Source organism: Caballeronia sp. AZ7_KS35 (assembly GCF_023631045.1).
Taxonomy (GTDB): domain Bacteria; phylum Pseudomonadota; class Gammaproteobacteria; order Burkholderiales; family Burkholderiaceae; genus Caballeronia; species Caballeronia zhejiangensis.
This window is the reverse complement of record NZ_JALQDV010000032.1, coordinates 126,114-148,973: the sequence shown is the minus strand read 5'-3', so window position 1 is coordinate 148,973 and position 22,860 is coordinate 126,114. Positions and strand designations below refer to the sequence as shown.

General features: G+C 62.8%; 24 protein-coding genes and 1 riboswitch. Of the genes, 13 read left to right on the top strand and 11 right to left on the bottom strand.

Features of this window, described 5'->3' with window-relative positions; translation table 11 throughout:
• The first annotated feature begins 41 nt into the window (after positions 1-41).
• The 3 genes from NCT05_RS20445 to NCT05_RS20435 all read left to right on the top strand — a co-directional run bounded on the left by NCT05_RS20445 (position 42) and on the right by NCT05_RS20435 (position 3,001).
• Positions 42-824, top strand: coding sequence for an IclR family transcriptional regulator (locus NCT05_RS20445; protein ID WP_250503050.1), 783 nt, complete (start codon positions 42-44; stop codon positions 822-824).
• A 288-nt stretch (positions 825-1,112) separates the two neighbouring features.
• Complete coding sequence (locus NCT05_RS20440; RefSeq protein ID WP_250503049.1) at positions 1,113-2,792, top strand: FAD-dependent oxidoreductase; 1,680 nt, start codon at positions 1,113-1,115, stop codon at positions 2,790-2,792.
• Between the two features lie 8 nt (positions 2,793-2,800).
• Positions 2,801-3,001, top strand: a complete 201-nt coding sequence (locus tag NCT05_RS20435; RefSeq protein WP_033537076.1) for a DUF2783 domain-containing protein — start codon at positions 2,801-2,803, stop codon at positions 2,999-3,001.
• Here the strand turns inward: NCT05_RS20435 and mobB are convergent.
• Positions 2,998-3,522, bottom strand: a complete 525-nt coding sequence (gene mobB, locus NCT05_RS20430) for a molybdopterin-guanine dinucleotide biosynthesis protein B (protein WP_008353068.1) — start codon at positions 3,520-3,522, stop codon at positions 2,998-3,000. The two genes, NCT05_RS20435 and mobB, sit on opposite strands and share 4 nt — an antisense overlap.
• Positions 3,523-3,703: 181 nt before the next feature.
• Here mobB and NCT05_RS20425 point away from each other — a divergent pair, with 181 nt between their 5' ends.
• Positions 3,704-6,226: an adenosylcobalamin-dependent ribonucleoside-diphosphate reductase gene (locus tag NCT05_RS20425; protein WP_250503048.1), complete on the top strand. Its 2,523-nt coding sequence runs from the start codon at positions 3,704-3,706 to the stop codon at positions 6,224-6,226.
• Between the two features lie 45 nt (positions 6,227-6,271).
• Here NCT05_RS20425 and NCT05_RS20420 read toward each other — a convergent pair whose 3' ends face one another.
• The 4 genes from NCT05_RS20420 to NCT05_RS20405 all read right to left on the bottom strand — a co-directional run bounded on the left by NCT05_RS20420 (position 6,272) and on the right by NCT05_RS20405 (position 8,595).
• Positions 6,272-6,439, bottom strand: coding sequence for a hypothetical protein (locus NCT05_RS20420; RefSeq protein WP_250503047.1), 168 nt, complete (start codon positions 6,437-6,439; stop codon positions 6,272-6,274).
• A gap of 15 nt (positions 6,440-6,454) precedes the next feature.
• Complete coding sequence (locus tag NCT05_RS20415; RefSeq protein ID WP_008353071.1) at positions 6,455-6,826, bottom strand: DUF4148 domain-containing protein; 372 nt, start codon at positions 6,824-6,826, stop codon at positions 6,455-6,457.
• A gap of 189 nt (positions 6,827-7,015) precedes the next feature.
• Positions 7,016-7,546: a GNAT family N-acetyltransferase gene (locus NCT05_RS20410; RefSeq protein WP_008353072.1), complete on the bottom strand. Its 531-nt coding sequence runs from the start codon at positions 7,544-7,546 to the stop codon at positions 7,016-7,018.
• A gap of 38 nt (positions 7,547-7,584) precedes the next feature.
• Positions 7,585-8,595 (bottom strand): LysR family transcriptional regulator, encoded by a 1,011-nt coding sequence (locus NCT05_RS20405; protein ID WP_008353073.1) that lies wholly within the window; start codon positions 8,593-8,595, stop codon positions 7,585-7,587.
• 217 nt (positions 8,596-8,812) lie between these two features.
• On the opposite strand from NCT05_RS20405, the gene NCT05_RS20400 reads away from it, so the two are divergent.
• From NCT05_RS20400 to NCT05_RS37025, 5 genes are all read left to right on the top strand, one after another.
• Positions 8,813-9,631, top strand: a complete 819-nt coding sequence (locus NCT05_RS20400) for an alpha/beta hydrolase (RefSeq protein ID WP_008353075.1) — start codon at positions 8,813-8,815, stop codon at positions 9,629-9,631.
• A gap of 92 nt (positions 9,632-9,723) precedes the next feature.
• Entirely contained in the window at positions 9,724-10,920 is a 1,197-nt protein-coding gene (locus tag NCT05_RS20395; RefSeq protein WP_175979449.1) for an efflux RND transporter periplasmic adaptor subunit, read from the top strand.
• Positions 10,921-10,951: 31 nt separating this feature from the next.
• Positions 10,952-14,152 (top strand): efflux RND transporter permease subunit, encoded by a 3,201-nt coding sequence (locus NCT05_RS20390; protein ID WP_008353078.1) that lies wholly within the window; start codon positions 10,952-10,954, stop codon positions 14,150-14,152.
• A 5-nt stretch (positions 14,153-14,157) separates the two neighbouring features.
• The gene (locus tag NCT05_RS20385) at positions 14,158-15,657 is read left to right on the top strand and encodes an efflux transporter outer membrane subunit (protein ID WP_033537058.1); all 1,500 of its coding nucleotides are present in this window, start codon (positions 14,158-14,160) and stop codon (positions 15,655-15,657) included.
• A 1-nt stretch (position 15,658) separates the two neighbouring features.
• Positions 15,659-16,042, top strand: a complete 384-nt coding sequence (locus NCT05_RS37025; protein WP_308196618.1) for a hypothetical protein — start codon at positions 15,659-15,661, stop codon at positions 16,040-16,042.
• Positions 16,043-16,062: 20 nt separating this feature from the next.
• Here NCT05_RS37025 and ppk2 read toward each other — a convergent pair whose 3' ends face one another.
• On the bottom strand, positions 16,063-16,959 hold the full coding sequence (ppk2, locus tag NCT05_RS20375; protein ID WP_008353084.1) for a polyphosphate kinase 2: 897 nt from the start codon (positions 16,957-16,959) through the stop codon (positions 16,063-16,065).
• A gap of 231 nt (positions 16,960-17,190) precedes the next feature.
• Here ppk2 and lhpI point away from each other — a divergent pair, with 231 nt between their 5' ends.
• Both lhpI and NCT05_RS20365 read left to right on the top strand, forming a co-directional pair.
• Positions 17,191-18,132, top strand: a complete 942-nt coding sequence (gene lhpI / locus NCT05_RS20370; RefSeq protein ID WP_250503046.1) for a bifunctional Delta(1)-pyrroline-2-carboxylate/Delta(1)-piperideine-2-carboxylate reductase — start codon at positions 17,191-17,193, stop codon at positions 18,130-18,132.
• 128 nt (positions 18,133-18,260) lie between these two features.
• Positions 18,261-18,584 (top strand): hypothetical protein, encoded by a 324-nt coding sequence (locus tag NCT05_RS20365; protein WP_008353089.1) that lies wholly within the window; start codon positions 18,261-18,263, stop codon positions 18,582-18,584.
• A gap of 108 nt (positions 18,585-18,692) precedes the next feature.
• On the opposite strand, the gene hmuQ is transcribed toward NCT05_RS20365, so the two are convergent.
• From hmuQ to NCT05_RS20350, 3 genes are read right to left on the bottom strand one after another with little or no spacing between them, the layout of a single operon-like run.
• Positions 18,693-19,007, bottom strand: coding sequence for a heme-degrading protein HmuQ (gene hmuQ / locus NCT05_RS20360; RefSeq protein WP_008353090.1), 315 nt, complete (start codon positions 19,005-19,007; stop codon positions 18,693-18,695).
• A gap of 50 nt (positions 19,008-19,057) precedes the next feature.
• Positions 19,058-19,429 carry a DUF1428 domain-containing protein gene (locus NCT05_RS20355; RefSeq protein WP_034471935.1) on the bottom strand — a complete coding sequence of 124 codons (372 nt, stop codon included), beginning with the start codon at positions 19,427-19,429 and terminating at the stop codon, positions 19,058-19,060.
• 59 nt (positions 19,430-19,488) lie between these two features.
• On the bottom strand, positions 19,489-20,055 hold the full coding sequence (locus NCT05_RS20350; RefSeq protein WP_250503045.1) for a histidine phosphatase family protein: 567 nt from the start codon (positions 20,053-20,055) through the stop codon (positions 19,489-19,491).
• Between the two features lie 48 nt (positions 20,056-20,103).
• A riboswitch (cobalamin riboswitch) is annotated at positions 20,104-20,230 on the top strand.
• 29 nt (positions 20,231-20,259) lie between these two features.
• Between NCT05_RS20350 and NCT05_RS20345 the strand changes: the two genes are divergently transcribed.
• The gene (locus NCT05_RS20345; protein WP_034471940.1) at positions 20,260-20,493 is read left to right on the top strand and encodes a CbtB domain-containing protein; all 234 of its coding nucleotides are present in this window, start codon (positions 20,260-20,262) and stop codon (positions 20,491-20,493) included.
• A gap of 9 nt (positions 20,494-20,502) precedes the next feature.
• The gene (locus NCT05_RS20340; protein WP_250503044.1) at positions 20,503-21,285 is read left to right on the top strand and encodes a CbtA family protein; all 783 of its coding nucleotides are present in this window, start codon (positions 20,503-20,505) and stop codon (positions 21,283-21,285) included.
• A gap of 34 nt (positions 21,286-21,319) precedes the next feature.
• On the opposite strand, the gene NCT05_RS20335 is transcribed toward NCT05_RS20340, so the two are convergent.
• Together NCT05_RS20335 and NCT05_RS20330 are read right to left on the bottom strand one after the other, a co-directional pair.
• On the bottom strand, positions 21,320-21,565 hold the full coding sequence (locus tag NCT05_RS20335) for a DUF1289 domain-containing protein (RefSeq protein ID WP_008353096.1): 246 nt from the start codon (positions 21,563-21,565) through the stop codon (positions 21,320-21,322).
• Complete coding sequence (locus tag NCT05_RS20330; protein WP_250503043.1) at positions 21,562-22,860, bottom strand: cobyrinic acid a,c-diamide synthase CobB; 1,299 nt, start codon at positions 22,858-22,860, stop codon at positions 21,562-21,564. Before NCT05_RS20330 ends, NCT05_RS20335 begins: the two co-directional genes overlap by 4 nt.

The following is a 22,860-nucleotide window of genomic DNA, read 5'->3' as shown; positions in this document are numbered from 1 at the left end:
TTATCATCGCGCGCATCGTGGACAACAACACAAGGTCAGGCATGAGCGCAGTGCGCCGCGGGATTCAATCGATCGAAGTAGGCGGAGCGCTTTTGCGCGCGCTCGTGGACCACGGCGGCCCGTTGCTGCTCGGCGATCTCGCGAAGAAAGCCGGCATGCCGTCGGCGAAGGCGCATCCTTATCTCGTGTCTTACGGCAATCTCGGCCTGATTCAGCAGGATCCCGCGACGGGCCGCTATGAACTCGGGCCGTTCGCGCTGCAAATGGGTCTGATCAGTCTGCAGCGCGTCGATCCGGTGCGCCTCGCGATTGCGGAAGTAGCGAACGTGACGCCCCGCATCGAGCATACGGTCGCGCTCGCGACTGCGGGCAGCTATGGACCGACCATCGTTCACATCCAGCAGGCGAGCGTGCCCATCCACGTCACGATGCGTACGGGCACGGTGATGTCGTTGCTGCAGACGGCGACGGGCCGCGCATTCGCGGCTTATCTGCCGCCGATGACCGTCGAAGCGCTCGTCGCCATCGAGCGTGCGGGCGCGTTGCAGGTCGGCGCGCAACGGCGCGACTACACGCGTGCGCAAACCGACGCGATGCTCGCCGAAGTGCGCGAGCACGGCATCGCGCGGGCGATCGACGAGCCCGTCGCGGGCATCAGCGCGATGAGCGCGCCGGTCTTCGATCACACGCGCAATATCGTGCTCGCGATCACGGCGATCGGTCCGAGCGGATCGTTCGACGGCGCGTGGAACGGCGACATCGCGACGGCGCTGCACGCGTGCGCGCAGCGCGTATCGAAGATGCTCGGCTTCGTCGCGGTCTGATCGAAGTCGCGCGATCAAACGGGGCGCCAGTGCCCCGGCATTCACTTTTCATCCTCTGAAGTCCATATGGGCTTTGCTGCGTTTGCACGCCGCATTCCCGTGAACGGGCGTACCTTGAAGAAACCGTAAGCGGATGCAAGCGCTCGTCCGTGGCATTCGGGTAAACCTAAATTCAACACTGTAAAACGGCTTGTACAATGATGAACAACTAACCGAAAGCGAAGCGATTCGCGCCCGAGCCGACCCAGTCCTGTCAGACGAAAGCGACTCGACGATGGAGACGACCGAATGTCCGTGAACTACGCCTCTCTGCGCTTCGACTATGAACGCGCGCCCGATCACGATGCGCCCGCGTCGTCGCCTTATCCCGTTGCGATAGTCGGCGCAGGTCCGGTCGGACTGGCCACGGCCATCGATCTCGCGCAGCAGGGCGTGCGTACCGTGCTGCTCGATAACGACGACACCGTGTCGAGCGGCTCGCGCGCGATCTGCTTCGCCAAGCGCACGCTGGAAATCTTCGATCGTCTGGGCTGCGGCGACAGGATGATCGAGAAGGGCGTGAGCTGGAATGTCGGCAAGGTGTTTCTGCAGGATGAGCTTGTCTACACGTTCAATCTTCTGCCGGAAACCGGCCATTCGCGACCCGCGTTCATCAACCTGCAGCAGTACTACGTCGAAGGCTTTCTCGCCGAACGCGCGATGCAACTGGAGCCATTGCAACTGCGCTGGAAGAGCAACGTGACCGGCGTGACGCAGCACGAGGATCACGTCGAACTGCAAGTCGAAACGCCGGATGGCGCGTATCCGCTCAAGGCGCGCTACGTGGTGGCCGCCGATGGTTCTCGCAGCGCGATGCGCAAGCTTCTCGGTCTGGACAGCCACGGCCGCACGTTCAAGGACCGCTTCCTGATCGCCGACGTGAAGATGAAGGCGCCGTTCCCGACCGAACGCTGGTTCTGGTTCGATCCGCCGTTCCATCGCAATCAGTCGGTGCTGCTGCATCGTCAGCCGGACAATGTATGGCGCATCGATTTTCAGCTCGGCTGGGACGCGGACCCGGTCGCGGAAAAAGAGCCCGAGCGTGTGATTCCGCGCGTGAAGGCGTTGCTTGGCGAAGACGCCGAATTCGAACTCGAATGGGTGAGCGTCTACACGTTCTCCTGTTTGCGTATGGACGACTTCAGGCACGGACGCATCATCTTCGCGGGCGATTCCGCGCATGGCGTGTCGCCGTTCGGTGCGCGCGGCGCGAACAGCGGCGTGCAGGATGCGGACAATCTCGCTTGGAAACTGAAGCTGGTCGTGAACGGCGATGCGCCGCATACGCTGCTCGACACCTACGCATCCGAGCGCGAATACGCCGCCGACGAAAACATCCTCAACTCGACGCGCGCCACCGACTTCATCACGCCGAAGAGCGCCGTTTCGAGGCTCTTTCGCGATGCGACGCTCAATCTCGCGAGGGACTGCGCGTTCGCAAGACGCATTGCGAACAGTGGACGGCTCTCGGTGCCCGCGGTGCTGCGCGACTCGACACTCAATACGCCCGACAAGGAAGGCGACGCCTTCAATTGCGCGATGATTCCCGGCGCGCCGTGCGTCGATGCGCCCGTGCGCGTCGATGACCGCGACGCATGGCTGTTGCCGCAGACGCACGGCAGCGCATTCACGGGCATCTATTTCTGCGGGCTCGGACACGGCCCGGAAGTCTGCGCGCAAAGCCTGGCTGCTTTGTCGAACGGGCGGCTTCCGGTTCATGCGCTCGTCGTCGTGCCTCGAGGCATGATGTGTACCGTGCCCGGCGTGACGGTCGTGGAAGATGTGGAAGGCATGGTCGCGCATCGCTTCGACGCGCGTCCCGGCACGTTCTATCTGCTGCGTCCCGATCAGCACGTATGCGCGCGCTGGCGTGCCTTCGATGCCGCATCGGTGACGGCTGCGGTCAAGCGTGCAACCTGCAACGGATGATGAATCGTATGAAGCTCAATCTCGAACTGAATATCGCCGATCACGATGCGTTCTACGAGCGCCTCATCGACACGCACAACGGCCTCTCCGACGAAGCCAGCCACATGCTCAACGCAAAGCTCGTGTTGCTGCTCGCGAATCACATCGGCGATAACGAAGTGTTGAAAGAAGCGCTCGCGATGGCGCGTCAGGGCCTCGCCGCGAACTAGTCGTTCAGCGCGATGCCCATGCGCTCGCAAATGAACGCGCCGATGCTCGCGATGTCGTTCAGATCGAGCTTCGGCAAGTTTGAATCGAGGGCGGCGGCATCATCGGTTGCGATTGCAACTATCTCTACATCGCTCTTGTAAAGCGGATCGCGGCCCGCCGAGGGCCGCACGACTTCGAGGCGCGGCATTGTTTCGCGCGCGAATCCTTCGACGATCACGAGGTCCGCGTCACTGAGTCGCGCGGCCAGTTCGCTCAGCGGCGGCTCTGCGTCGCCATTCAACTCGCGCACGATCGCATAGCGGTACGGCGATGCGATCAACACTTCTCCCGCGCCCGCGCGACGAAAGCGCGCGCTGTCCTTGCCGGGCGGTTCGAGCTCGATCGAATGATGACTGTGCTTGATGACGTTGACGGTGACGCCGCGTGCGCGCAGCCACGGCAGAAGCGCTTCGATCAACGTGGTCTTGCCTTGGCCCGAGCGGCCCGAGATGCCGAAGAGCGGCGGATGACGCGAGTTCATGCGCGAGTTCATGCGAATGGTCGGCTGATTGTTCTGGTTTCGATCAAGCGAGTTTAACGGCTCGATGGCGAGCGGGGAGAAATCGCGCTATCGTCGGGCATTGCCTTTGCGGCGGAACGCGTCGGCGCATAGCGGGTTTCCGACCCCGACGCCTGCCGCCTCAGTGATTCAAGGAACCGACATGGCCGAAGACAATCCCAGCACCGCTATCGCACCGCAGCAGTTTTCCATCGACGTGATGCTCGAAAAATACGCCAAGGGCGACGAGACTCGCGTCGACGATATTTATCGCCGCGTGGCGCGCGGTGTCGCGCGGGCCGAGCCTGAAGAAACGCGCGCGAAGATCGAAGCGGAGTTCGTCGATAACTTCAAGCGCGGCGCGCTAGGCGCGGGGCGCATCATGAGCGCGGCGGGCGCGGGCATCGATGCGACCCTCATCAACTGTTTCGTGCAGCCGGTCGGCGATGCGATACAGGGCGTCGATAGCAACGGCTTGCCGGGCATCTACGTCGCGCTGTTGCAAGCGGCCGAGACGATGCGTCGCGGCGGCGGCGTCGGCTATAACTTTTCCGCCATACGTCCGCGAGGCGCGCGTGTGCATTCGACCGGATCGGCGGCGTCAGGCCCATGCAGCTACATGGATGTATTCGATGCATCGTGCCGCACGGTCGAAAGCGCCGGCGCGCGGCGCGGTGCGCAAATGGGCATTCTCGACTGCACGCATCCCGATCTGCTCGAATTCATCGCGGCGAAGCACACGAAAGGACGCTGGAACAATTTCAACGTATCGATCGCGGTGACGGACGAGTTCATGCAGGCCGTCGCCGACGACGCGTCGTGGCAGCTCGTGCACAAGGCCGAGCCATCGCCCGCGCAACGCGCAGCCGCGGACATGCATCAGCGCGATGATGGCTTGTGGGTCTATCGCGAAGTGCGGGCGCGCGAAGTGTGGAACACGATCATGCGCTCGACCTACGATGTCGCGGAGCCGGGCGTCGTGTTCATGTCGCGCATGAACGATGACAACAACCTGCGCGCGATCGAGTCGATCCGCGCGACCAATCCATGCGGCGAGCAGCCGCTGCCCGCATACGGTTGCTGCAATCTCGGCCCGCTCAATCTCACGCGCTTCGTGCACGATCCGTTTGCGCAGATCCGTGGCGGCGCGCCGTCGTTCGACTGGGACGGCCTCGCGCGCACGACGCGCACCCAAGTGCGTTTTCTCGACGACGTGCTCGACGTCACGCTCTGGCCGCTCGAAGAACAGGCGCGCGAAGCGGCGGCGAAGCGGCGCATCGGCGTGGGCTTTACGGGCCTCGGCGATACGCTCGTGATGCTCGGTTTGCGCTATGACGCGCAGGAGGGCCGCGATTTCGCTACGCGCGTCGCACGCACGATGCGCGACGAAGCATATCGCGCATCCGTCGAGCTCGCGAAGGAGCGCGGCAAGTTTCCGCTTTTCGATGCGAAGCATTATCTGCAAGAGGGCACGTTCGCCTCGCGCTTGCCGGACGACATCAAGCGTGCGATTCGCGAGCACGGCATTCGCAACAGCCATCTGCTTTCGATCGCGCCGACAGGCACCGTGAGCCTCGCGTTCGCGGACAACGCATCGAATGGCATCGAGCCCGCGTTCTCGTGGACGTATCAGCGCACGAAGCGCATGGCCGACGGTTCGCGTCAGACCTTCGCTGTCGAAGATCACGCATACCGGCTGTATCGCGAGATGGGCGGCGATGTCAATGCGTTGCCCGACTACTTCGTGAGCGCGCTGGACATGTCCGCGCACGATCACATGGAAATGATGGCGGCGGTGCAGCCTTTCGTCGATACGTCGATCTCGAAGACCGTCAATGTGCCCGCCGATTATCCGTTCGACAAGTTTCAGGATCTCTATTTCGAAGCGTGGCGGCGCGGCTTGAAAGGGCTTGCAACGTATCGGCCCAACGAGACGCTGGGCGCGGTGCTGTCCGTCGCGCCTGCCGAAACGCCGAGCGATTCGCCGGACCCCGAGCTCGATCTCGATCCGTTGCGCATCGCGATCGATCATCGGCCCAAAGGAGAGCTGCCTGCGATCATCGAGAAGGTCGAGTATCTGACGCAGGCGGGCAAGAAGTCGCTCTATCTGGCGGTGTCGTTCATCGAAGTGACGGGGCGCATCGGCGGCGAGGACGTGACGATCGAACGGCCCATCGAGTTCTTCATTCCCACCGGGCAGCGCGACGAATCACAGCAATGGATCACGGCGACGATGCGTTCGATCTCGCTGGCCGCGCGCGGCGGCTTCGCGGCGCGCACGCTTCAGGACATGCGTAAAGTGTCGTGGGATCGCGGACAAGTGCGTCTCGGCGATGTCGAAAGGCTCGACGGACATCGCAGTCCGCGCTGGCACGATTCGGAAGTGGCCGCGCTAGCGTATGCGATCCAGCAGATTCTTCATCGACGCGGTTTTCTCGATGCAGAAGGCAACCAGGTACCGTCGCGCGTGCTTGCGCGCAAGGGCGCCGATCGCGCGCCGCATCCGGTAGCTGTAGCCGATGAACGCGATGACATATCCGAAGGTGCCGCGCAAGGCGAAATCGATCCACATAGCCTGCCCCTGATGCACGGCCGTAAATGTGCGACATGCGGCGCCAATGCAGTGATCCGCAAGGACGGCTGCGACTTCTGCACGGCATGCGGCGAAATCGGCGCGTGCGGTTGAGTTGAAAAAAAGGCGCGGGCATTCGTCCGCGCCTTCCTGTCACGCTCAATGCGAGCGTTCAGTGCTGTCCTGCTTCGTATCTTGTGCAACGCCCGGTTCATGCGCGCTGTGCTGCGTGAACGGATGCCACACCGGCGTGAGCGTTGGCAGTTCGTCGAGAAGCGAGAACTGATCGAGCGACGTGTTTTCGAACATGATGACCTCTTGATTCATTTGCCGATCGCGCAATCAACGCGCGATCACGTTGCCTTGCGTCGCCGAGCCATTGGCGTATTCGACGATCCCGCGATTGCGCGCTTCCGCTTGCGCCGCATCGCGTGCGCGTTGATCGCTTTGCGCGGCGATGGCATCGCCCCACATGCTGCGATCCGGATACGTGTTGCGATTCAATGCCGGCAACGAGCCGTTCGAGTACGCGGCCGCGAGTTCGGCACGCACTTGCGCTCGTGTCTTGGGCGTATCGCTCGCATTGGCCTGAGTTTGCGTCTGAACCTGATACGTGCCTGCGTGGCCGATGCCCTGGCCGCTCTCCGCGAAAGCGGTCGTCGTGACGACGGCGGAGATGGCTGCGAGAGAAAACCCCGTGATGAGTTGTTTCATGCTTGCGACTCCTTTCATTCCGATGCAGCGTGCGGGCAAATGCGGATTGCATTCGGCGTTGAGCGTGCTGCGTTGGGATTGAATGTAGCCGCGCGATACCGGCGGATAAATGCCGTATCAGCGAATAGATTTATCGATTTCGGCGAATAATCGCGCAGAGGCTTGATGCGTGGGCGTTTGCAGGGCGCGCTAGGCAAGCTGCTTATGGAAGAACGTAGTCCCGCAGAGCGTGCCGTCGGGCATCAAGGCGTAGTTCGGCACGACGCCGACACGCTGCCATCCGGCGCGTTGGTAGAGACGTTCTGCATCGCCGCCGGTGACGGTATCGAGCACGAGAACGGACTTGCCGGCTGCACGCGCGGCATCGTCGGCGGCGCTCATCAGATGCTGTGCAATGCCACGGCGTCGCGCGCGGCGCGCGACGAGCATCTTCGCGATATCGGCGCGATGCGGCTGATTTTCCGGCTGATCGATGACGACCTGCACCGTGCCGAGCACATGCCCGTCCGCGCTCTCTGCAACGAGCAGGATGCGTTCGTTGCGCACGACGCCATTGGCGACGCGCGTCCAGAATTCGACGGCGGTCGCGCGCGAAATAGGCAACATGAAACTGACCGACGCGCCGCCTTCGACGCAATCGATGAGCACGTCCGCCAGCGCTTCGATATACCGCGTGACTTCATTCGCGCCGAGGCGGCGCACGGTAATCTCATTGTTCATGATTTGTTTTCCGTGGCCGCCTCTCGGCAGATGCTTAGCTATGCAACTATGTCCTCGGTGCCCGCGACTTCCGGCGTGCCATGCCGCACGATGGTCGGCGACGGCGTGCTCGTCGGCAGGCAGCGTTCCTCTGCATCCTTCTGACCTTGCAGCAACGGGCAGCGCTCGAACAACTCCGCGGCCCAGTCGACGAACACGCGCACCTTCGGCGACAGATGCCGGTTATGCGGATACACCGCGGAAATAGGCATCGGCAGCGGATTCCATTGCGGCAGCACTTCGATGAGCTCGCCCGCGCGCAGATGCGGCAGCGCCATGAAGCGCGGCACCTGGATGATGCCGACGCCCTTCAGGCCGCAGCTCAGATACGCTTCGGCGTCGTTCACCGCGATCATGCCGCGCATCTTCACTTCGATGGTTTCATCGTCGACGACGAAATCCATGTCCATGATGCGGCCCGTGCGGCTCGAAAAATAATTCACCGCCGTGTGATTCTGCAAATCGTCGATGGTTTTCGGCGTGCCGTTGCGTTCCAGATATTGGGGCGCGGCCACCGTCACGCCCTGAAACACGCCGATGCGGCGCGCGACGAGACTCGAATCCTGCAGCGTGCCCACGCGAATCACGCAATCGACGCCTTCCTGAATCAGATCGACCGGCTTGTCGCCGAAGCCCATCATCAGTTCGACTTCCGGATAGCGCGTGTGGAAATCGCATAGCTGCGGCATCACGATGAGCCGCCCGATCGCGCCGGGCATGTCCACGCGCAACTTGCCGTGCGGGCCTTTCCCGTTGTTCGAAAACGAGCCTTCCGCTTCTTCGATGTCCGCGAGGATGCGTACGCAGCGCTCGTAATACGCTGCGCCGTCCGGCGTGAGATTGAGCCTGCGCGTCGTGCGCTGAAGCAGCCGCACGTTCAGATGCGCTTCCAGATTCTGGATGATCGTCGTGACCGAGGCGCGCGGCAGATTGAGCGTGTCCGCTGCGCGGGAAAAGCTGTTGGTGTCGACGACGCGAGTGAAGACCTGCATTGCCTGAAGCCGATCCATGTTCTCTCACCTTCTTTACTTAGCGATGCAACTATTTAAGCGCGCGCTAAAGAATGACGGAAGAACAATCGCGAGGGATAACCACGATTGTTCGGTGCGACCGAATTGTGTTGCCGGATTATAGGCATTTATTAAAAAAGGCGCGGCCTCCAGAATTCGCAGCATCGCAACTTATGCGTGAAGGCCTTGCAGCATGGGCCTCGCACCGAGAATAACCATGGCAACACTGTTGGATCTGGAGTCGAGTCCGCGCTTGTGCATCGAAGATGTGCACATCACGGGACACGCGCAGCCGATCACGCTGCGCAGCTATCGTCCCGCATCGGACGGCACGATCCTGCCCATCGTTCTTTACTTCCACGGCGGCGGATTCATTCGTGGCGGACTCGACGACGCGGATATCGCAGCAGCGACGATCGCGCGCGATACACCCGCGTGGGTCGTGTCCGTCGGCTATTCGCTCGCGCCGAAGTTTCCGTTTCCCGCCGCGCCCGAAGACGGCTATCGCGCCGCGCAATGGGCCGTCGCGCATGCGCGTTCGCAGCGCGCGGACCCGCAGCGCATCGGCGTCGTGGGCCATGACGCGGGCGGCAATCTCGCGACCTGCGTCGCGGCCATCGCGCGCGATCGCGGCGATATTCGCATGTCCGCGCAAGCGCTGCTCGCGCCGTTGCTCGACCCGAGCATGACGCGCCTCGCCGACGAACGCAAAGTGCTGTGCCCCGATTTCGAAGCATGCGAATGCGCGCAGTGGTATCGCGCGTATCTGCCGAATCCGTCGCAACGTCTGCATCCGTACGCCGCGCCGCTCGAATCGCGACGTCTCGGCGGATTGCCGCCCGCGATGATCGCGAGCGCCGAGCACGATCTGCTGCATATCGAGGCCGAGAAATACGCGGGCGAATTGATCGCAGCGGGTGTGCCGACCGAAGTCACGCGTCATTGCAAGACCTCGCACCAGGCGCTCGCCGCGCATCCCGAAGCGCTCGCGGATGTCGTCGCGTTCTTCAGGAAGCGCCTCGCACGCGCGAAGTAAGCGCGAAGTAAGCGCGAAAGATAACCGCAAGATTCGGCACGCCAGCCACGCATCACACAACAACAATCTCAACGCTAACCGGAGCCTTCACCATGTCATTCACTCGCAAACGCATCTACGCCGCGCTAGGCGCGGTGCTGATCGTCGCCGGCGCGGGCGGTTATACCGCCTTGCGCGGCCACGGCGATTCGGCGATCAACGAAGCCAAAGCCGCCGCGCACAGCCCGACTGCAACGGAAGTGGACGTCGCAGCGGTCGTGTCGAAGACCATCACCGACTGGCAAAGCTATTCGGGCAGGCTCGAAGCGGTCGATCACGTCGACATTCGTCCGCTCGTTCCCGGCACGATCGTCGCGGTGCATTTCAAGGACGGCCAGCTCGTGAAGAAGGGCGATGCGCTCTTTACGATCGATCCGCGTCCTTACGAAGCCGAAGTGGACCGCGCTCAGGCGCAGCTCGCGGCGGCGCAGGCGCGCAATGGTTATACGTCGACGGATGCGGCGCGCGCCGAACGCCTGCTCGCCGACAACGCGATCGCCAAGCGCGACTACGACGAGAAACAGAACGCTGCGCGCGAGGCCGTCGCCAACCTGAAGGCCGCGCAGGCTGCGCTCGAAGCCGCGAAGATCAATCTCGCGTACACGCATATCGTCGCGCCGGTGTCGGGCCGCGTGTCGCGCGCGGAACTTACTGTGGGCAACATCGTGTCGACGGGGGCGAATGCGCCTTTGCTCACGACGCTTGTTTCCGTATCGCCGATCTACGCATCCTTCGATGTCGATGAACAGACGTATCTGCGCTATCTCGGCCGCGATGCGGGCAGCACGGTGCCGGTGTCGCTCGGTCTCGCGAACGAAGATGGCTATTCGCGCGAAGGCGTCGTCGATTCCGTCGATAACCGGCTCGATACGACGTCCGGCACCATCCGCGTGCGTGCGCGCTTCAACAATCCCGACGGCACGCTCGTGCCCGGGCTCTATGCACGCGTGAAGGTCGGCGGCGGCTCGCCGCATCCGGCCGTGCTCGTGGAAGACGAAGCGATCGGCACCGATCAGGACAAGAAGTACGTGATGGTCGTCGACAAGGACAACCGCGTGCAGTATCGCGAAGTCACGCTGGGTCAGACGCATGAAGGCCTGCGCGTGATCTCGAAGGGTTTGCAGCCGGGCGAGCGCATCGTCGTCAACGGCCTGCAGCGCGTGCGTCCCAACGATGTGATCAAGGCCAACAACGTCGCGATGAATGACGACGACAAAGCGCCCGCCGTGAAGACGGCATCCGCACAGTGATGCGCGTCATCCGCAACAGACAGAACTCGTCATGAACATATCCAAATTTTTCATCGATCGCCCGATCTTTGCGGGCGTGCTATCGGTGGTCGTGCTGCTGGCGGGCGTCATCGCGATGTTCAAGCTGCCGATCTCCGAATATCCGGAAGTCGTGCCGCCTTCGGTCGTCGTGCATGCGCAGTATCCCGGCGCAAACCCGAAGGTGATCGCGGAGACCGTGGCCTCGCCGCTCGAAGAGCAGATCAACGGCGTCGAGGACATGCTCTACATGCAGTCGCAAGCGAACAGCGACGGCAATCTCACGACGACCGTAACGTTCAAGCTCGGCACCGATCCGGACAAGAACACGCAGCTCGTGCAGAACCGCGTGAACCAGGCATTGCCGCGTCTGCCGCAGGACGTGCAGCGTCTCGGCGTGACGACGATCAAATCGTCGCCGACGCTGACGATGGTCGTTCACCTCAATTCGCCCAACGGCCGTTACGACATGACGTATCTGCGCAATTACGCGCTGATCAACGTGAAGGACCGGCTCGAACGCATCGCGGGCGTGGGCGAAGTGCAGCTGTGGGGCTCGGGCGATTACTCGATGCGCGTGTGGCTCGATCCGCAAAAGGTCGCGCAGCGCGGCATGACCGCGACCGATGTCGTCAACGCGATCCGCGAGCAGAACGTGCAGGTCGCGGCGGGCGTGATCGGCGGATCGCCGACGCTGCCGAACGTGCCGCTGCAACTGAACGTGAATGCGCGCGGCCGCTTGCAGAACGAGTCGGAGTTTCGCGACATCGTGCTGAAGACGTCGCCCGATGGCGCGGTCACGCATCTCTCCGATGTCGCGCGCGTCGAGCTGGCTGCATCGGAATATGGTCTGCGTTCGTTGCTCGACAACAAGTCGGCAGTTGCAATCGCAATCAATCAGCAACCGGGCGCGAACTCGCTGCAGATTTCCGACGAAGTCCGCAAGACGATGAAGGAACTGAAGGCGGACATGCCCGCGGGTCTCGAATACGAGATCGTCTATGACCCGACACAGTTCGTGCGCTCCAGTATCGAAGCCGTGATTCACACGCTCGCTGAGGCGATCGCGCTGGTGGTGCTCGTCGTGATCGTGTTCCTGCAAACGTGGCGCGCGTCGATCATCCCGCTGCTCGCGGTGCCGGTGTCGATCGTCGGCACATTCTCGCTGCTGCTTGCATTCGGATTCTCGATCAACGCGTTGTCATTGTTCGGGATGGTGCTTGCGATCGGTATCGTCGTCGACGATGCGATCGTGGTCGTCGAGAACGTCGAGCGCAACATCGAAGCGGGGTTATCGGCGAGAGAAGCGACGTATCAGGCGATGCGCGAAGTGAGCGGGCCGATCATCGCGATTGCATTGACGCTCGTTGCCGTGTTCGTGCCGCTCGCGTTCATGTCGGGTCTCACGGGCCAGTTCTACAAGCAGTTCGCGATGACCATCGCCATCTCGACGGTGATCTCGGCCTTCAACTCGCTGACGCTGTCGCCGGCGCTCGCCGCGCTGCTGCTGAAAGGCCACGACGAGCCGAAGGACTGGCTCACGCGAGGCATGGACCGCGTGTTCGGCGGCTTCTTCCGCGGCTTCAACAAGGTCTTTCATCGCGGTTCGGATGCGTACGGCAAGGGCGTGAAGAGCGTCATCAACCGCAAGGCATTGATGATGGTCGTGTATGCCGTGCTGCTCGGCGGCGCGGTGCTGATGGGCAAGATCGTGCCGGGCGGCTTCGTGCCCGCGCAGGACAAGGAGTACCTCATCAGCTTCGCGCAGTTGCCGAACGGCGCATCGCTCGATCGCACCGAAGGCGTGATCCGTCAGATGTCGGATATCGCGCTGAAGCAGCCGGGCGTGGAAAGCGCGGTGGAGTTTCCGGGCTTGTCGGTGAATGGCTTCACGAACTCGTCGAGCGCGGGCATCGTGTTCGTCACGCTGAAGCCCTTCAAGGAGCGCGTGCATGACAAGGCGCTGTCCGCAGGCGCGATTGCCGGCGCGCTGAATCAGAAGTACGCGGGCATCAAGGGCTCGTTCATCGCCGTGTTCCCGCCGCCGCCGGTGCTCGGTCTCGGCACGCTCGGCGGCTTCAAGATGCAGCTCGAAGATCGCGGCGCGCTCGGCTATGCGGCACTCGCCGATGCGACCCAGGCGTTCATCAAGCGCGCATCGCAAACGCCCGAGCTTGGACCGACGTTCTCGAGCTATCAGATCAACGTGCCGCAGTTGAACGTCGATCTGGATCGCGTGAAGGCGAAGCAGCTGGGCGTCTCGGTGACGGACGTCTTCGACACGATGCAGGTGTATCTCGGCTCGCTCTACGTGAACGACTTCAATCGCTTCGGACGCGTGTATCAGGTGCGCGTGCAGGCGGATGCGCCGTTCCGCGCGAATCCGGAAGACATCGGCTTGCTGAAGACGCGTAACGCGAATGGCGACATGGTGCCCTTGTCGTCGCTCGTGAAGGTGACGCCGACGTATGGTCCGGAGATGGTCGTGCGCTACAACGGCTATACCGCCGCCGATATCAACGGCGGTCCTGCGCCCGGCTATTCATCGGGCCAGGCGCAGGCGGCGGCGGAACGCATCGCGGCCGAAGTGCTGCCGCGCGGGATCAAGTTCGAATGGACCGATCTCACGTATCAGCAGATCCTCGCGGGCAACGCTGCGCTGTGGGTCTTCCCGATCAGCGTGCTGCTCGTGTTCCTCGTGCTCGCCGCGTTGTATGAAAGCCTGACGCTGCCGCTCGCGGTCATTCTGATCGTGCCGATGAGTATTTTGTCCGCGCTGGTCGGCGTATGGCTCACCGATGGCGACAACAACATCTTCACGCAGATCGGTTTGATGGTGCTCGTGGGCTTGTCGGCGAAGAACGCGATTCTGATCGTCGAGTTCGCACGCGAACTGGAGATGCAAGGACGCACGATCGTGCAGGCCGCGATAGAAGCGAGCCGCCTGCGTTTGCGCCCGATTCTGATGACGTCCATCGCGTTCATCATGGGTGTGGTGCCGCTCGTGCTGTCGACGGGCGCGGGTTCGGAAATGCGTCATGCAATGGGCGTGGCGGTGTTCTTCGGCATGTTGGGCGTGACGCTCTTCGGCCTGATGCTGACGCCGGTGTTCTACGTGATCCTGCGCAAGCTCTCGCGCACCGAGCACGTAACGGACAAGCACGGCACGCATCCGCAGATGCGCGGTATTGGTGCTTCGGTCGAAGCGCAGTGAGGTGAATGATGAATAAGCTGCATGTTTTATCGAGTCTGATGGCGTCGTTGTTGCTGGTCGCGGGCTGCTCGCTCGCGCCGACCTACGAGAAGCCCGACGTCAATGCGCCGTCCGCCTACAAGGAAACGCCGCAAAAGACGCTCGATGCATCGGAAGCGGGTACGTGGAAGACCGCGCAGCCGTCCGAAGAGATGATGCGCGGCGAATGGTGGACGATCTTCGACGACGCCACGCTCAACGATCTGGAAAAGCAGGCGCAGGACGCGAACCAGAACCTGAAGGCGGCGGCCGCGCGCGTGAAGGAAGCGCGCGCGATCAACCAGACGGCGCGGGCGGGCTTGTTCCCGACGCTCGATGCGGGCTTCGGCCCGACGCGCGAGAAGTTCTCGCCGGCATCGCAGTTCCTGCCCGCCGATGGCAACGTGCCTGCGCAAACGCTGTGGCGCGCGCAGGCGAGCGTGTCGTATGAAGTCGATCTGTTCGGCCGCGTGTCGAACTCGGTGCAAGCCGCGAACGCGGACACGCAGCAAAGCGAGGCGTTGTTCCGTTCGGTGCAGTTGGCATTGCAGGCTGACGTCGCGCAGAACTACTTCAATCTGCGCGAGCTCGATGCGGAAAGCGATGTCTTCACGCGCACCGTGCAGCTACGCGAGGAAGCGTTGAAGCTCGTGCAACGCCGCTACACCGAAGGCGATATCAGCGAACTCGACGTGGCCCGCGCGAAGTCCGAGCTCGCGACAGCGCGTTCGGATGCGATGACGGTGCAACGTCTGCGCGCGGCATCGGAACATAGTCTCGCGGTATTGCTCGGCAAGTCGCCCGCCGAATTCACGATGGCCGCGAATCCGCTCAAGCCGGTAACGGTGCGCGTGCCGCCCGGTTTGCCTTCGGCGCTGCTCGAACGTCGTCCCGATGTCGCGGCGGCGGAACGCGCGATGGCTGCGGCCAATGCGCGTATCGGCGTGGCGAAGGCGGCGTTCTTCCCGTCGCTCACGTTGACGGGCTCGGGCGGCTTCGAATCCGCGACGCTCGGCGATCTCTTCAAGTGGTCGAGCCGCACATTCCTGCTCGGGCCGTTCGCGGGTACGGCGCTGAATATCCCGATCTTCGATGGCGGCCGTCGCAAGGGCAATCTCGCGAATGCGCGCGCGATATATGAAGAGGATTCGGCGAACTATCGTCAGCAGGTGCTCGTTGCGTTCCGCGAGGTCGAGGACAATCTGTCGGATCTGCGCATCCTCGAAGATCAGACCGCGACGCAGGACGATGCAGTGAAGGCGTCGGTGCGTGCCGCGCAGTTGTCGCGCACGCAGTACACCGAAGGCGCGGTGAATTACCTCGACGTGATCGATGCGGAGCGCACCGTATTGCAGACGCAGCGCGCCTCGGTGCAGTTGCGGGGCACGCAGGCGGTATCGACGGTGAATTTGATCCGCGCACTGGGCGGCGGCTGGGGCGATGCGAAGCCCACGCCGGTGCCCGAGCCGAGTCTCGCGCAGAAGTAGCATGAAGATGGCCCTGCATCGCGCAGGGCCATTTTTTCTCGGGGCGCGCATCGATGACAGCTCGATTGTTCGCCTCCCGGAACATATGTCTTCACCTGCGGGGCGTTTATCCGCACGGCTCGAATCCATAGAATTTCAATCATGGGATAGGGAGCCGATGATGAAAGACTTGATCGCAAAACAACTGTATCAGCCGGCGGTGGTGTTGCCACTGCTACTGTTGACGCGCCTGATGGTCACGCTCGACTTCAATCTCGCGCAAGTAATGTTCGTGATGGTATTGAGAGGTTCGCAGCACGCATATCAGTTCGCGCTGCGTCATGCGGTTTCGCGTCAGCGCAATGGCGCGAGCGTGAAGCATCTGCCCTGCAACAACTGCTGCTGACGCGCGCCGCGCTATCGACCTCAATACACTTCGGGAACGTACATCTCATCCGGCACGGGCTGGCGCAAATAATCGGGGTTGAACACGCGGTCGGGCAGTTCGATCGGCGGATGCTCGACATCGTGATACGGCACCTGACTCAGCAAGTGATGAATGCAGTTCAGGCGCGCACGTTTCTTGTCGACGGCATGCACGACCCACCACGGCGCTTCGGGAATGTGCGTGCGCTGAAGCATCACTTCCTTGGCCGCCGTGTAGGCCTCCCATCGGCGGCGGCTCTCCAGGTCCATCGGGCTCAGTTTCCACTGCTTCAAAGGATCTTCGATACGCGCCTGGAAGCGCACTTCCTGTTCGTCGTCGGTGATCGAGAACCAGTACTTCACGATCTGAATGCCGCTTCGCACGAGCATCTTCTCGAACTCGGGAACCGAGCGGAAGAATTCCTCATACTCTTCGTCCGTGCAGAAGTTCATCACGCGCTCGACGCCCGCGCGGTTATACCAGCTTCGATCGAACAGCACGATCTCGCCCGCCGCCGGCAAATGCGACACGTAGCGCTGGAAATACCATTGCGTGCGCTCGCGATTGTTCGGCGCGGGCAGGGCGGCCACGCGGCACACGCGCGGATTCAGCCGTTGCGTGATGCGCTTGATCGCGCCGCCTTTGCCCGCCGCATCGCGTCCCTCGAACAGCACCACGAGCCGATGCCCCTCGTGCACGACCCAGTCCTGCAGCTTCACGAGTTCGCCTTGCAAGCGAAACAGCTCGCGAAAATAGGTCTTGCGTAACTGACGCTCTTCATCGGAGAAAGTCGATTCGCCGTCCAGGAAGCGATCGTCGATCTCCATCTCGAACTCTTCGTCGTAGCTGTCGATGATGTCGGCGTGGAAACGGCGCTGCTTTTCCGTCGTGTTCATGAGGGGCTCCGTGGCGTTCTTGGGCTGCCGCCGTCGCGATGACGGTCGCGGCGCGGGACGGCCGATTGTGACGACATTCGATGGCAGTCACATGACAGCGGCTGATTCGTTCATTCTAGCGAGCGATTCGCTGCTTTATGACGCGGCGTCGCGCGCCGTTAGAATGTTCCGGCACTTCGATGGCATTTTGAAGTTCGATTTCATCTTCCCCATATCAAGCGAGCGAACGCGATGACCGCAACGATCCATAGTTTCGACGAAGCTCAAACCGCGCGCCTCGTGCCGTATGACCGGCTTGTCGACACCCTCGCCGCGACGATGCTCGATTACGCGGCGGGACGCATCGTGAGTCCAGAGCGCATGGTGGTGCCGATCGAAGGCGGCGTGATGTTGTCGATGCCCGCGAGCGCCGCCGATCTCGCGATGCACAAGCTCGTGAACGTTTGCGCGGGCAACGGCGCGCTCGGCCTGCCGACGATCCACGGTCAGGTGACCGCCTACGATGCCATGACAGGCGTGCCGCAATTCATGCTCGATGGCCCGACGGTGACGGGCCGGCGCACGGCGGCGGTATCGATGCTCGCGATCCGCGCGCTTCACGATGCCGCGCCGCGCGAGGTGCTCGTCATCGGTACGGGCAAGCAGGCTGCGTATCACGTCGAGGCGCTCGCCGCTATTTATCCCGATGCGCGCATCCTCGTGCAAGGCTCCCGTCCCGGGCGGGCGCGCGAGTTCTGTGCGGCGCATGCATCGCTTTCGAAGCAGCTTGCCGCGCTCGACGAGTCCACGATTCCCGATTCGATCGATGTCGTCATCGCCGCGACCACGAGCAAGACGCCGGTCTATACGTTGCCCGCGCGCGCGGGCCGCCTCGTGATCGGCGTGGGCGCATTCACCGCCGATGCCGCCGAGATCGCCGCCGCGACCGTGCATGCAAGCGCGCTTTACGTCGACGACCCTGCGGGCGCGCGTCACGAAGCAGGCGATTTCATTCTCGCGAGCGTCGAATGGAACGATGTGCACGCATTGGCGGTCGCGCTCGCGGCGCCGTCCAAAGCCGTTGATGCATTGCAACCGGTGATGTTCAAATCGGTCGGCTGCGCGGCTTGGGATCTTGCGGCATGTCGCGTCGCGCGTGCGGTTTTGTCGGAGGAAAGCATCGCGGCGCGCTAGGCCGTGCAAGGGAACGCCAGCTTGGAACGGTACTTGCTGTAGGTCTCTTTAATGACAGAGACGCCATAAGCGTCACATGACAAACGGCGCCAAGGTGCGCCACAGCAATCGAGCCAGCGAACTAACCCATGAAAAGTCGATACGACAGCAAGTGGCACCCGTGGATTCCGGCGCGCGACGACGGACGTGAGGGCGCGGGTGGCGCGGCGGACGGGGAACGCCAGACGACTCCGCATGCGAGCGCGGCGCCGCCTGCGGCTTATTTCATCTCGGTTCTTGAGCTTGCGACGGGCGAGAAACTCGGCAATGACGAGCGTCTGCGCGCCGTCGCGATGCTGGAATCGCAATTCGGTGCGGGGCGTCCGCGCACGCTGAAGGAAGCGGTGCGAATCTGCGCGGCGGCGATCGATTCATCGACGCTGCAGCGCATGGCGCGCGGCGCAAAGGCCTAGAAAACACGTCTGAAAAGACAGCTTCGGCGAAGCGCGTTTTTTCACACGTGTGTAAAACGCGCGTGCTCGCTGAAAAGTGCGCGAACGTTCGGTTGCGCCTTGACCGCTCTATTTGACGGTCTGAATGACTTCGAAGCCCTCGAATTCCGGATGACCGAGATAAAGCTGGCGCGTCTCGCCGCCGGCATTGCGATGCGCGGCGCGAAACGCGTCCGAACGCGTCCAGTCTTCGAAGGCTGCCTGATTCGCCCATATCGTATGGCTCGAATACAGAACGTGATCGTCTTTCACCGGCCCTTTGAGCAGATGAAACTCGACGAACCCGGGCACATCCTTCAGATGCGTATCGCGGCTCGTCCACAGACGTTCGAAGTCGGCTTCGGCGCCGGGCACGATCTTGAAGCGGTTCATGGCGATATACATGTCGATGCGGTTCCTTCGAAGTAGTGACTCGATTGAGCGGATAAGAACGATCAGTCGCGCCCGAGTTCGACGATGGTCGTGAAGCCGCCGAAGAACATGCGTTGAGGATCGAACGGCGTCTCGCCGGATTCCATCATCGTTTTGAGGCGCGGGTCTTCCATCACTTTGGCGTTGACGCTATCGCGCTGCTCGCGCGATTCGTAGACGATATACGAGAACGCGACGGTCTCGCCTTCCTTCATCTGCACGCTCTGTGGAAACGATGTGAGCTTGCCGGGCTTCACGTCGTCGGCGATGGTTTCCACGAACTCCAGTGCGCCGTGTTCCAGCCAGATCTTGCCGGCGGCTTCGGCCATGCGGCGATAAGCGTCGACCTTGTCGATCGGTACAGGTACGACGAATCCATCCACGTAGTGCGCCATCTGAGTCTCCTGGTTGAGTCGAACGCGCACCGCGCACGCGATGCGCTGTCTGCTTTGAGCTATTCGTATGCAGCGAAGTTCAGGGCGGTCCACGTATCGGCGGGCGAGGCGCGTTCCAGCACCGTGGACGAGAGCGGCGCGAAGTTCATCCCATAGATCGATGTGAGCGGCATGCGAAGCGCATGCGCGAGCGCCACTTTCACGACGATCGCATGCGTGACGACGATGCAGCGCCCCGCGTCGAGCCGGTCGATCGAAGCGAAGCCCTCGGCGACGCGCGCGGCGAGCATGGCGACGCTTTCGCCGCCGTGCGAACGCGCATCGGGATCCGCGAGCCATGCAGCGACATGTTCCGGTTCGCGCTCGCCCGTTTCGCGTATCGAATGCCCGCGCCAGCGGCCATAGTCGATGTCGTCGAACGCGGGAACGATCTCGAATGCATCCGCGATCCACGCCGCCGTTTCACGCGCGACGCGCGCGGGACTCGCAATCACGCGCGTGTCGGGCAAGGCGTGCAATGACGCGAGCTGCGCGCGCGCATCGCGCTCGGGAGGTTCGTCGCCGGTGGGAAAGTGCCCGGTTTTCATCGCGCGCGTGGCGGCGTGACAGAGAAGAATGAGTTCCAAGGCAGGTGGCGGTCGAATCGGAATCGTTTTACTTTGCAGCGGATCATCATAGAATGGCAAGCTTGCAGTGCGAGGAAGCCGGTGCAAACCCGGCACGGTCGCGCCACTGTGTGCGGTACGTCAACGCGAAAGCGCGGCGCCGCGAGTCAGACCCCGCTGCATGCTCTTCGTCAATCGGGACGCGCTTTTCCCTGGAGAACCACCATGAATGCTTCCAACGCGCCGGTCTTTTCCGCTCCGGTTTCCCCGTCACTCGATGCACCCGTGCCCATTCCGGTGCGTGAAGTGTTGCCGTGGGCCGTCTTCATCGGCCTCATTCTGCTGATCGCAATCTATTTCGTCGGCGCCGAACAGGGCGCGACGTCGATTTTCTCGGGCACGTACGTCCACGAATTCGTGCATGACGGCCGGCATTTGCTCGGCTTTCCGTGCCACTGAGGAAGCATCATGATTCGCACTTTGCTGATACGCGGCATGATCGCGGGACTGGTCGCGGGCCTGATCGGCTTCGGCTTCGCGCGTGGGTTCGGTGAACCGTCGGTGGCACGCGCCATCGCGTTCGAGGAACAGCACGAGCATGAACACGAACATGAGCACGGTCATGCCGATGCGGCTGCCACGCCAGCGCATTCGCACGATCACGGCGACGAAGCGCTCGTGTCTCGCGATACGCAAGCTGGCCTCGGCCTTCTGACCGGCGTCGCCGTGTTCGGCACCGCGCTCGGCGGTCTCTTCTCGCTCGTGTTCGCGTTTGCTTATGGACGGCTCGGCGCGTTGCGCGCGCGCGGCACGTCGGCATTGCTCGCGCTGTTCGGCTTCGTGAGCGTCGCCATCGTGCCGTTCCTCAAGTACCCGCCCAATCCGCCCGCTGTCGGCAATGCCGAGACCATCGGGCCGCGCACGGCGCTTTTCTTCGGCATGGTGGCGATTTCCATCGCGGCTGCCGTCTTCGCCGTGCGCTTGCAGCGGCGCATGGTGGCGCGGCATGGCGGGTGGAACGCGACGCTCATCGCGGCGGCTGCGTATATCGTCGTGATCGTGGCGGCGCAGGTCGCGCTGCCGTCCGTCGATGAAGTGCCCGCGGATTTCTCCGCTTCGCTGCTGTGGAATTTCCGCGTGGCCGCTATCGGCATGCAGGCGCTGTTATGGACGACGCTCGGTCTCGTGTTCGGTGCGCTCGCAGCGCGTGAACTCGAGCGGCCGGCGGTGAGAAGAATGGCTGCGGCGTAAGCGGTTCGGCGTCGCTCATGAAGCCCGCGCTTCGTCAGGAACGCGGGCTTTTCGTTTGCTCTTTCGCCGCACGACGCTTGAGCAATTCATCGAACAGATCGAGCTTCGCGGCATCGTCCATCGATCTGAAGGTCTTGATTTCCTCGCGGCTTCGGAAGCAGCCGAGGCACAGGCCCGTTTCCTGATCGAGCTTGCAGACATCGGTGCATGGCGAGCCGATGGGTTCCTGCGCTTTCGCGCGTTCGATGGTGAAAGCGAGATCGTCTTGCGTCGTTGTCATAGTGATTCGCCGCGAAAGAGCGCAGCGGCCGCGGCCGGATTCGACGGCCAGTAAGCGTGCATGTAAGTGGCCGACACCGAACCATGCCGATAGAGCGCTTCGCCTTCGCTGCCGGTCGTGGCATGAGCGGCCTTGAGCGCCGGCTGCATCGGCGTGTCGAGCGTCGAGTAGTGGAATGTGTGACCGGTCATCGCGCCATGCGTCGTGTCGATGCGCTGCATCGCGAGGCGCGACAGCTTGCGTTGCATCGCCGCGTCGCCGGGAAGGATGCCGAGCATCCCATGCCGCGTGCCTTCGATGTCGGTCAGCGTGTCGAGCAGATACAGCATGCCGCCGCATTCCGCGACCACGGGCTTCGCTCGCTCGACGTGCGCAACGATCGATGCACGCGCGCGTTCGTTCGAAGCGAGCGCCGCGGCATGCAGCTCGGGATAGCCGCCGGGAAGATAGAGCGCGTCGGCATCGTGCGGCGCGGGTTCGTCGGCGAGCGGAGAAAACGTGCTGATGCGCGCGCCCATGGCGATGAGCACATCGACATTCGCCGGATACACGAACGAGAACGCCGCATCGCGAGCGATGGCGATATGCGCACCGTCGAGCAGACGCGGCGGCGCGGGCAGCGTCGCATCGTCGAAATGAACGGGCGGCGGAAGATCGGCGAGCGTCGTTTGCGCGATTGCATCGGCGGCGCGGTCGAGCCGTGCGTCGAGGCCCGCGATTTCATCGGGCTGCGTGAGACCGAGATGACGCTCGGGCAAGGCGATATCGTCCGCATTCGACAGATGGCCGCAATAACGCAAGTCGACGGGGATAGTCTCCGACAACATCTGCGCATGGCGCGCCGATGCAACGCGATTCGCGAGCACGCCATGAAAGGGCACATCTTCGCGATAACGCGCGAGCCCGAACGCAATGGCGCCGAACGTCTGCGCCATGCCGTGCGCGCCGATCACCGCGAGCACCGGTACGTTGAACGTGGCGGCCAGATCGGCGCTGCTCGGCGTGCCGTCGAAGAGACCCATCACGCCTTCGATGAGAATGAGATCGGCCTCGCGCGCGGCCTTGGCGAGCAACGCGCGGCACGCATCGAGCCCGACCATCGACAGATGCAGCGAATAAACGGGCGCGCCGCATGCGTGTTCGAGAATCATCGGATCGAGAAAATCCGGGCCGGTCTTGAACACGCGTACCTTCAGTCCTCGGCGCGTGTGATGACGCGCAAGCGCCGCCGTCACCGTGGTCTTGCCTTGATGCGACGCACTCGCGCCGATGAAGAGAGCGGGGCAGTCGGGCAT

Coding starts and splice junctions, on each gene's coding strand:
- NCT05_RS20445 (WP_250503050.1), top strand. CDS start 42: ATGAGCGCAGTGCGCCGCGGGATTCAATCGATCGAAGTAGGCGGAGCG.
- NCT05_RS20440 (WP_250503049.1), top strand. CDS start 1,113: ATGTCCGTGAACTACGCCTCTCTGCGCTTCGACTATGAACGCGCGCCC.
- NCT05_RS20435 (WP_033537076.1), top strand. CDS start 2,801: ATGAAGCTCAATCTCGAACTGAATATCGCCGATCACGATGCGTTCTAC.
- mobB (WP_008353068.1), bottom strand. CDS start 3,522: ATGAACTCGCGTCATCCGCCGCTCTTCGGCATCTCGGGCCGCTCGGGC.
- NCT05_RS20425 (WP_250503048.1), top strand. CDS start 3,704: ATGGCCGAAGACAATCCCAGCACCGCTATCGCACCGCAGCAGTTTTCC.
- NCT05_RS20420 (WP_250503047.1), bottom strand. CDS start 6,439: ATGAATCAAGAGGTCATCATGTTCGAAAACACGTCGCTCGATCAGTTC.
- NCT05_RS20415 (WP_008353071.1), bottom strand. CDS start 6,826: ATGAAACAACTCATCACGGGGTTTTCTCTCGCAGCCATCTCCGCCGTC.
- NCT05_RS20410 (WP_008353072.1), bottom strand. CDS start 7,546: ATGAACAATGAGATTACCGTGCGCCGCCTCGGCGCGAATGAAGTCACG.
- NCT05_RS20405 (WP_008353073.1), bottom strand. CDS start 8,595: ATGGATCGGCTTCAGGCAATGCAGGTCTTCACTCGCGTCGTCGACACC.
- NCT05_RS20400 (WP_008353075.1), top strand. CDS start 8,813: ATGGCAACACTGTTGGATCTGGAGTCGAGTCCGCGCTTGTGCATCGAA.
- NCT05_RS20395 (WP_175979449.1), top strand. CDS start 9,724: ATGTCATTCACTCGCAAACGCATCTACGCCGCGCTAGGCGCGGTGCTG.
- NCT05_RS20390 (WP_008353078.1), top strand. CDS start 10,952: ATGAACATATCCAAATTTTTCATCGATCGCCCGATCTTTGCGGGCGTG.
- NCT05_RS20385 (WP_033537058.1), top strand. CDS start 14,158: ATGATGAATAAGCTGCATGTTTTATCGAGTCTGATGGCGTCGTTGTTG.
- NCT05_RS37025 (WP_308196618.1), top strand. CDS start 15,659: ATGAAGATGGCCCTGCATCGCGCAGGGCCATTTTTTCTCGGGGCGCGC.
- ppk2 (WP_008353084.1), bottom strand. CDS start 16,959: ATGAACACGACGGAAAAGCAGCGCCGTTTCCACGCCGACATCATCGAC.
- lhpI (WP_250503046.1), top strand. CDS start 17,191: ATGACCGCAACGATCCATAGTTTCGACGAAGCTCAAACCGCGCGCCTC.
- NCT05_RS20365 (WP_008353089.1), top strand. CDS start 18,261: ATGAAAAGTCGATACGACAGCAAGTGGCACCCGTGGATTCCGGCGCGC.
- hmuQ (WP_008353090.1), bottom strand. CDS start 19,007: ATGTATATCGCCATGAACCGCTTCAAGATCGTGCCCGGCGCCGAAGCC.
- NCT05_RS20355 (WP_034471935.1), bottom strand. CDS start 19,429: ATGGCGCACTACGTGGATGGATTCGTCGTACCTGTACCGATCGACAAG.
- NCT05_RS20345 (WP_034471940.1), top strand. CDS start 20,260: ATGAATGCTTCCAACGCGCCGGTCTTTTCCGCTCCGGTTTCCCCGTCA.
- NCT05_RS20340 (WP_250503044.1), top strand. CDS start 20,503: ATGATTCGCACTTTGCTGATACGCGGCATGATCGCGGGACTGGTCGCG.
- NCT05_RS20335 (WP_008353096.1), bottom strand. CDS start 21,565: ATGACAACGACGCAAGACGATCTCGCTTTCACCATCGAACGCGCGAAA.
- NCT05_RS20330 (WP_250503043.1), bottom strand. CDS start 22,860: ATGCCCGACTGCCCCGCTCTCTTCATCGGCGCGAGTGCGTCGCATCAA.